Source organism: Okeania sp. SIO3I5 (assembly GCF_010672085.1).
Taxonomy (GTDB): Bacteria; Cyanobacteriota; Cyanobacteriia; order Cyanobacteriales; family Microcoleaceae; genus Trichodesmium.
On the sequence record NZ_JAAHHT010000350.1, the window covers coordinates 1 to 7,443 of the forward strand.

The 7,443-nt window shown below is 32.9% G+C and carries 9 protein-coding genes; 4 read left to right on the forward strand and 5 right to left on the reverse strand.

The genetic code is table 11. The annotated features are described in order from the left end of the window. Positions 1–799: 799 nt before the first annotated feature. The 4 genes from F6K40_RS37365 to F6K40_RS37380 form a co-directional block, all read right to left on the reverse strand. A complete protein-coding gene (locus F6K40_RS37365) occupies positions 800–2,938 on the reverse strand; it encodes a pentapeptide repeat-containing protein (RefSeq protein ID WP_293144421.1) in 2,139 nt (712 codons plus the stop codon). A gap of 872 nt (positions 2,939–3,810) precedes the next feature. Next, complete coding sequence (locus F6K40_RS37370; protein WP_293144424.1) at positions 3,811–4,146, reverse strand: hypothetical protein; 336 nt, start codon at positions 4,144–4,146, stop codon at positions 3,811–3,813. Positions 4,147–4,437: 291 nt separating this feature from the next. Then, a complete protein-coding gene (locus F6K40_RS37375; protein ID WP_293144427.1) occupies positions 4,438–4,587 on the reverse strand; it encodes a hypothetical protein in 150 nt (49 codons plus the stop codon). Further along, positions 4,571–5,245 carry an RNA-guided endonuclease InsQ/TnpB family protein gene (locus tag F6K40_RS37380; protein WP_365674137.1) on the reverse strand — a complete coding sequence of 225 codons (675 nt, stop codon included), beginning with the start codon at positions 5,243–5,245 and terminating at the stop codon, positions 4,571–4,573. The genes F6K40_RS37375 and F6K40_RS37380 overlap by 17 nt, the downstream gene beginning before the upstream one ends. Between F6K40_RS37380 and F6K40_RS37385 the strand changes: the two genes are divergently transcribed. Further along, positions 5,226–5,378, forward strand: coding sequence for a hypothetical protein (locus tag F6K40_RS37385; protein ID WP_293144430.1), 153 nt, complete (start codon positions 5,226–5,228; stop codon positions 5,376–5,378). The genes F6K40_RS37380 and F6K40_RS37385 overlap by 20 nt on opposite strands. 217 nt (positions 5,379–5,595) lie before the next feature. Here the strand turns inward: F6K40_RS37385 and F6K40_RS37390 are convergent, their stop codons facing one another. After that, positions 5,596–5,928: a helix-turn-helix domain-containing protein gene (locus tag F6K40_RS37390; RefSeq protein ID WP_293144433.1), complete on the reverse strand. Its 333-nt coding sequence runs from the start codon at positions 5,926–5,928 to the stop codon at positions 5,596–5,598. A 79-nt stretch (positions 5,929–6,007) separates the two neighbouring features. Here F6K40_RS37390 and F6K40_RS37395 point away from each other — a divergent pair, with 79 nt between their 5' ends. The 3 genes from F6K40_RS37395 to F6K40_RS37405 all read left to right on the forward strand — a co-directional run bounded on the left by F6K40_RS37395 (position 6,008) and on the right by F6K40_RS37405 (position 7,409). Next, positions 6,008–6,217, forward strand: a complete 210-nt coding sequence (locus tag F6K40_RS37395) for a hypothetical protein (protein WP_293144436.1) — start codon at positions 6,008–6,010, stop codon at positions 6,215–6,217. A 743-nt stretch (positions 6,218–6,960) separates the two neighbouring features. Next, positions 6,961–7,287: a hypothetical protein gene (locus F6K40_RS37400; RefSeq protein ID WP_293144439.1), complete on the forward strand. Its 327-nt coding sequence runs from the start codon at positions 6,961–6,963 to the stop codon at positions 7,285–7,287. Beyond that, positions 7,284–7,409, forward strand: coding sequence for a hypothetical protein (locus F6K40_RS37405; protein WP_293144442.1), 126 nt, complete (start codon positions 7,284–7,286; stop codon positions 7,407–7,409). The genes F6K40_RS37400 and F6K40_RS37405 overlap by 4 nt, the downstream gene beginning before the upstream one ends. The last annotated feature ends 34 nt before the right edge of the window (positions 7,410–7,443 follow it).

The window sequence follows — 7,443 nt, forward strand, 5'->3', positions numbered from 1 at the left end:
ATTTAATCAGGATTTAGGGAAAAACACTATATACAGAGTTCTAAAACTATAACGTTTTAGATATGTAGTGTTTAGAACCTAAAAAGGTCTAATTCCTCAATGATAAGTTTTTGAAATATACAGAAAGCTTCCGATTTTTTTCTAATTCAATCAGAGGACTTAGGAAAAACACTATATACAGAGTTCTAAAACTATAACGTTTTAGATATGTAGTGTTTAGAACCTAAAAAGGCCTAATTCCTCAATGATAAGTTTTTGAAATATACAGAAAGCTTCCGATTTTTTTCTAATTCAATCAGAGGACTTAGGAAAAACACTATATACAGAGTTCTAAAACTATAACGTTTTAGATACAGTGCTTCCCGTTGTCCATGAGGTACAGTAACAAAGCTTAACACAGGTTCTGAACTAACGTAGCACAAATGACTCTGCAAACATTTCCGGTAAAATTCCTAGTAGTCATAGTTACTAAATCTATAGAAAAATATTCGACTTAGTTTTAATTAAGTGTTACCTTAACGGGGTGAACTACAACACCCTCTATCCCATTGCTAAAAGCGTTTGGGACTACTTTTCTGATCGGTATTTAAACGAACATTGACATGACTCTTTGTATTTGACACCAGATGATTTTTTTTAATAATAGTATGTTCTACTAACTGTATTATCCCTCCTGTAAACATTTAACGAGCTGTTCTGCAATCCTTTCTCAGTCTAAGATATTTTTAGTTGTTTTCCTATGTTTTTCTATAAAATTAATAAAACTTTACAATACCCTGGATAAATTCTAAATTCTAAACTACTCCGTAATCTTACATTTTTCGTGAATTCCTCCCTGTTTACAGATGTAGTTAATTTGATTAGGGTCTAAGTTATTGGCCAGATTGAAATTAACTCCTCTTAAACGATCAGATTTGAATGTATCTAGTGGACTGGCTAAAAATTGCTCTGTCTGAGTAGGTTTTGGAACTGCCAATTTTGCTCCTTTTAAATTAGTTCCACTGAGGTTTGCTCCTCGCAAATCTGCCAAACTTAAATCTGTATTTTGCAAATTAGCATTTTGCAGTTGAGCATTCCGAAAGTTGGCATTAGTTAATAGGGCTAAACTCAGGTCTGCTTTTTTTAAATTGGCTCTACTGAAGTTTGCCCCTGATAAATTTGCTCCTTGCCAGTTAGACTCTCTGAGATTCGATGATTGGAAAGTAGCACCTTCAGCTTTGACTTTACTTAAATTAGCTCTATATAAATTAGCTTTTGATAAATCAGCACTTCCTAAATCTGCGCCAGTAAAACTTGCCTCTGTTAAGTTGGCTCGATGTAAGTCAGTTTCAATTAATTTGGCACTACTTAAATTTGCTTTTGTCAGAATAGAGTCTGGCATTTTAGCTTTACTAAGAGTTGCTCTAAACAAATCAGCACGCTCCATGACAACTGGACCTAATACAGCACCTGTTAAATTGGCTTCTATGAGATTTGCCCCACTCAAATCAGCAATTGAATCATCAAAAGTTCCTAGACGATTATCTTTTCCTGGTCCATAAAAGCGACTATTCTTAAAACTAGCCTGATTCAGAATAGCGCCTCTCAATTTCACTCCAGACAAATCTGTGCTTTCTAATATTAAAGTAAAGCTTGCTGGAGTAGAAGTAATTTGACCTAAATCCACACGACTCAAGTCAACATCTTTAACCGAGCCACTATATACTTTGAGAACTTTGGCGATCGCCTTTTGCGTAGCCCTTAGTCGCAGAGATACCACAAGTTGTTCTTGAGTATTGCCACTATAACTTAAAGACTCCAAGTCATTTTTCAGAGCTTGATTTAAGCGACGTAATTCTGGCAGCACAGTTGGTCCGGCACTGACTAAAGATTGTTGAATTACTTCAAGTATACTTGGGTCTTTTTCTTGTGCCAACAAATCTACTAATAATGGTATGGCACGGGGATCTTTAGTTGAACCCAAGGCTAAAACTGATACTCGTCGTTGCTGAGGTTCATTGGAAGTTAATGACAACTTGTTGACAAGAGCCAGAAACATATCATTATCTTGTTGTTTAAACTCCCGCCAGTTAGCTTGATTTTGAATATAAACATGAGTACCAAAAATAGTTCCTAAAACTAAGACCATACCTACAGTAGTCACAACAAGGAAAGTCATACCTGGATTTTGTCGTATCCAAGGCCATAGATGAAAAGTTTCTGATTTTTTTTCACTCAGAACAATTGTTGCTATGGAAATTTGCTTTTCTCGATTGCCTAAACTAAAAGGATTAGAATCTAATTGACCAGAGCGAGCATCTACAACAAAAGTATTTCCTAATCTATCGTGTCCTGTGCGACCCAGTTTATTGAAACGAACAAAATAAATATCAATAAAGGATGTTAATCCTCCTAGTAAAAATAGGATTCCCAAAGAAGGAAATGCTCCAGTCATACGCCAAATTAAGTAGGCAGTTCCCATAGGTAATCCCCATTTCCCCAAACCTTCACGAATCAAGGTTTTTTTCCAACCAGGAGAATTTCCTAAAGCTGCTACGACTCTAATTTCAAACCAACGCTTAGGCAATGTTTGACCTGTTGTCGCTAATAAATATAACTGCCAACCTACAATTACTGCAGGAGCTAATAATGCTCCAGACCAAAGTAAATTAGCGAGAGGCGTTACTTTTTGATAACGGTTTCGTAAAGGAATTCCAAAGGTATTGGCAATTATCTCTGTAGTATTTGCTACTACTGGGTTAAGAGGAACAGATTTGTTGCCTATGTTACCCAACTGGCCAAGCCAAAATGGAACTGTTCCACTAACTACAATGAGGGATACTTCCGTAGCCCAAGCACCACATCTACGAACCCAGATTGGTAGTTGCTTGGGTTTTAACTGCCACGATGCATCTGGGTTATTATTATTAATACCTGAATTACAAGTCTGGCTTGTCATATCAATATATTTACTTTAATATTCTCAACTTTTAGATTGACTATTTTGCATCGTAAGTATGGTAGTATGATTAAATTTACCTGTTTTTAGCCTTGATTTTTGATTTTCCTAACTAGGAACAAATAGGGGGCTAGTTTGAGATTAAAACTGGTCTTTTCTGTACTTTACCCATACTTTCTAAAGTTATCTAGTTATCTGCTATCTCTAAATATTGTTAACAGATAAAATCTATAATAAAAAATTTATACAGTTTATGAGACTGATTTCAAAAAAAACTATATACTATTGTTGTTCTATGGTCAAACTTAATTTGTGAAACTTTGTTGACAGTGACTAAATAATATAATGCTTCTCATGTTAATGAGAATATACAATATTTTTTCCGTCCTCTGTATTCCCTTTTCTAGTATTCACTATTACCTAAAATTATCAACTTCTGTACCTCTATTTATTATTTTATCAATGCTAGATAGCTATATAATAACTTTGAGAAAAAGTTGCCTTCATAGTATATAGATATAGCAATCAGTGCTTATGTTGTAATATTTTTTCTCACAAGGTTTGGTCTCTAAATCCAAGCAAAAATTGGATTTGGATATCAAACTCCTACGGTTTTTTCACGAATCATTTCTTATGGCTATATATAAATATAATGTAATGGTCATTCTTTTCTTTTTTTATAGCTTGATTTAGATATATTTTTAATAATTAATTATCATCTGCACTATCTAGATATTCAGGGCTATTTCATTCTAGGATAATGAGACAATTTTACTAGCTTTTAGAGATTGGTTTATATAAACTTCAATCCTTGAAAAGGCTTATGTTCGTGGTTTGCACAAAAAGTCATAAATTAGAACGAAATAGCCCTGCTAGATATTAGTGTTTTTGTCTTTACCTTTCCCTGAGTAATTAGGAATAATTAAAAAGCGATATCCTATATAAATCACTCCTGCAAATACACCTATATTAATCAATAAAGAAACTAAACTGATAACTGCTTCTAATATCTTGATTATCATTATGGGAATAATAATCAACCCTGTAATTTTTCCCCATTGGGGAAGTTCCTGAAACCATTCTAAGAATTGTGCAGACAAAACTTGAATTGATTTTAAAACATTAGATAAAGGGTTAAATGAATTTGAGACATATCCCTCATCTAGTTCAGGATTTTTTTTAAAGTTTTCATTGTTGTGATAATTCATTTGAGAATTATATATACTTTGCACTAATCAACTTATAGTATTTGGTAATACAAAATTATAAGTAATAAATTTACCAACTTTAATTTTATAGATGATGAGTTATAGTAACCAGCCTTGAAGACAAAGGACAATCAGAGAAAAAACAAAGCTGATACCTGAGTGGTAATGACTATATTGATATATTATCAATATAGTCATTACCTACACAAACGCATGCGCTTTCTGTGTAGGCATAGAAATGTTTTTTAAAGACGGTCAGAACTTCCATTAGAAACAAAAGCAGTTTTAGATTTAGCTATAACCACTTTGTTTTGACGGCGGTTTATAGTCGGGAACAAGTCCAGCACGACTCGTTTTAGATTGATAGCAGCTAATATCTCTATCAATTTTTAACTGTAATTCTTCATCGAAATATTCTCTGATACTACAATCTATAAACACTATTTCCGATACGATAAGAAAGTAATTGAGATGTATAACTTGGTTCGCATTCTATCACTCTAGCATTTCGCTGCGCGACATGAAAAGCTTTTTCGGCTACCTGACCTAGTATTTGAAAGAATTGATTAAATGCAGCATCTAACCAATATTTATTTAACCCAGACTTGGACGATTGACCATTAGGTGAATACTTTCCATTTTCATATTGTTTAGTTTTATTTCTGCGAGTTAATCCTACTAGATTTAACTTTTCTATGAAAAATACTTTTTTACTTGTACGAGTTAATTTGTAAGCTGTTTTATACTGAAAATCTTTACGATTTATAGCTATTTTTTGATGAATTTTGCCTTCACGTTTTGCTAGCTTTCGTCTTGATTTACTGCCGTGTTTAGGTTTGTTCTTGCGTTGAGATACTTTGGTTAGTTGATCTTGATTTGTTCTTAAAGGTTTGAGAGAAGGAAATAAATTACCTTCTGATGTGGCTAGATAAATATTTTTGTCTAGGACAGCATCTAAACCTATTGAGTTTTCCCAAGTAGGCTGAATATTGTCAGTTTTAAAATCAGGAATTGACTTATTCTCTAAGCTTAAATTTATCCACCAACCATCAGCTTTGTTGATTAGTGAAACTTGTTTTATGTTACCTCCATCAGGTATTTATCTGTGGGTTCTCACTCTGATCAAGCCTATTTTAGGAATTGAAATATACAACCATTTACTATTAATTGATGAAAATTTTAACCAAGAATCATCAGCATTAGGAAAGTTCAATGAACGATATCCAGATTGATTTTTCAATCTCGGTTTACCGCTACGATTACCTTTACTATCACCTGCTACAAATAAGCGAAAATGTTGCTTCTACTCTTTTACCGAAACAATTAAACAATTAAATAATTAAATAATTAGATAATTCAGGTTTAAAGCCTCCCCTTTCAAGGGGAAGAAAATAAATTTTTTCCTTTTTGGTCAATCCTCTTTAGGGAGAGGTAATTATCCATTATCCATTATCCATTATCCATTATTGAAAGACATCTTGCAAAACTGTTGAATAAACTTGGGAAAAATCCAGATGCTCGCCTGAGTGTTTGACTTCTACTATAGCCTTTTTCAGTTCTGGTAATTGCTTTTTCTGGGTTATAGTAATTGGGTTTGTCTTTTAATTCAGGTAAATGAGAAATTAGAGGAAAAACATTTATAGGACATCTGTTTTGCTCCCACCAGTTAAAACGTTTTCCTAACATCCTGTTATACCAATACCGACAAATTCTGAGCCAGTTGTTTAGTGTCAACTTTGCTGTAGTCTCTGGATATGTACGATATTGGTAAGTGTACTTCATAGGTGATACAGTTTTAATGTGCACTGATTATAACACAAAATGATTAATAATATTTCATCAGTGTTAGGTTCTCGCTTTCATGAAGCTTGAAAAACATGATTTTGGAATATTCCAAAAAGTGCTGAGAGATAATTCAATTATTAGTGTATTTGATAGTAGTACAACTCTTAATTTGCATGCTCTAATTTTGCAGTTTCGTCAGTTAACAAAGCATCTTTCTCGACGGAATTATGCTCAAATGGAAAAAATTAAATCTCGTCTGGAAATAATTTGTTCTTTCGAGAAATAATTGTCTACTTTTGCACTAGAAAAATTAGAAATTACAGGGCGGCGTGCTGATGATATTTTAAAGGATTAGAAATTGCATTATAACAGTTAAAAGATTGAAAAAATTCTAATATAGAACTATTAGTTCTAGAGAAAGTTACTACTCTAACTGAGTGTATCCTTGAAGAAGTAAATAGTCACGATCAACTTCTTTAGCATCAGTGCCCTAGGAAAAAGTTTAAACTTCTGGCCAGATTATTTTGATACCATCGGTTTGATGATATTGTTACTAACATTATTTTTAAATGCTAGTTTCAACAATTAATAATTAATAATGAATAATTAATAATTACCTCTTCTTGATCAAGGAGAGGATTGACTCCTGAATGAAAATTTTTATTTATTATCCCCTATCCAAGGGGAGGCTTTAAACCAAAATTTTTCGGTAAAAAGTTTTACTGTATTTTTTGTTGTATTTATATTTGAGGTAATTTTCAACTACATAATGGTACAACTAATGTTCCAAAGACGTGGTTGGGAGTAAAAAGCGATCGCTACTTTTTTAATAGTTTTTAATATAGTCATTTCAAATAAGAATGAAACAGTTTTTTAACTGAAACCCTTTAACAGTAAGAAACCTTTGTCTCAATCTAAAGTAAAATGACTATAGTATAAATCAGGCTTATGCTGTAGTTTTGAGTCTGTTTCTGGCAATAGGGGCATTATTTTTAGAACATCTGGCAGTTTGGCAAAAACGAGAGGAGTATGAAATATTATTGTATCCTTGGGTATGCCGAACATCACTCTAAATCTAATTTAGGATATTGGCCTAAAAATTTTATTCTGCACCGTTTACTTAAGGAACAAAATACAATTAAATTTACTTTGGAACAGGTTTTACCCAAAAGCATATACTATAAATTTTTAAAGTTCTCAAAGAAATGGAACCAAAGTAGTATACTTCCGATTCCGACTCTTGTTGAAGATAATTTAAAACATTTATTCTTGCAGGATATTCTTAATTTTCAAGAACTTTTAGGTATAGAATTACCTTGTTTAAAAGATGGGATTTCAATAATTGATAATGGATGATGGATAATTACCTCTCCCTAAAAGCTATACCTTATAAGGAACTCTTGAAACCCTTGTGGGAGGGTGGGGAGGATGGGGAGGGTGGGGAGGAGGGGGAGGAAGAATTCTGTCTACATTCATAAAAAAGTGTGTTTTTCAATACACTTTTCTCCTGAA

Coding starts and splice junctions, on each gene's coding strand:
- F6K40_RS37390 (WP_293144433.1), bottom strand. CDS start 5,928: ATGAAGTACACTTACCAATATCGTACATATCCAGAGACTACAGCAAAG.
- F6K40_RS37385 (WP_293144430.1), top strand. CDS start 5,226: ATGTTACCTCCATCAGGTATTTATCTGTGGGTTCTCACTCTGATCAAG.
- F6K40_RS37405 (WP_293144442.1), top strand. CDS start 7,284: ATGATGGATAATTACCTCTCCCTAAAAGCTATACCTTATAAGGAACTC.
- F6K40_RS37370 (WP_293144424.1), bottom strand. CDS start 4,146: ATGAATTATCACAACAATGAAAACTTTAAAAAAAATCCTGAACTAGAT.
- F6K40_RS37395 (WP_293144436.1), top strand. CDS start 6,008: ATGAAGCTTGAAAAACATGATTTTGGAATATTCCAAAAAGTGCTGAGA.
- F6K40_RS37400 (WP_293144439.1), top strand. CDS start 6,961: ATGAAATATTATTGTATCCTTGGGTATGCCGAACATCACTCTAAATCT.
- F6K40_RS37365 (WP_293144421.1), bottom strand. CDS start 2,938: ATGACAAGCCAGACTTGTAATTCAGGTATTAATAATAATAACCCAGAT.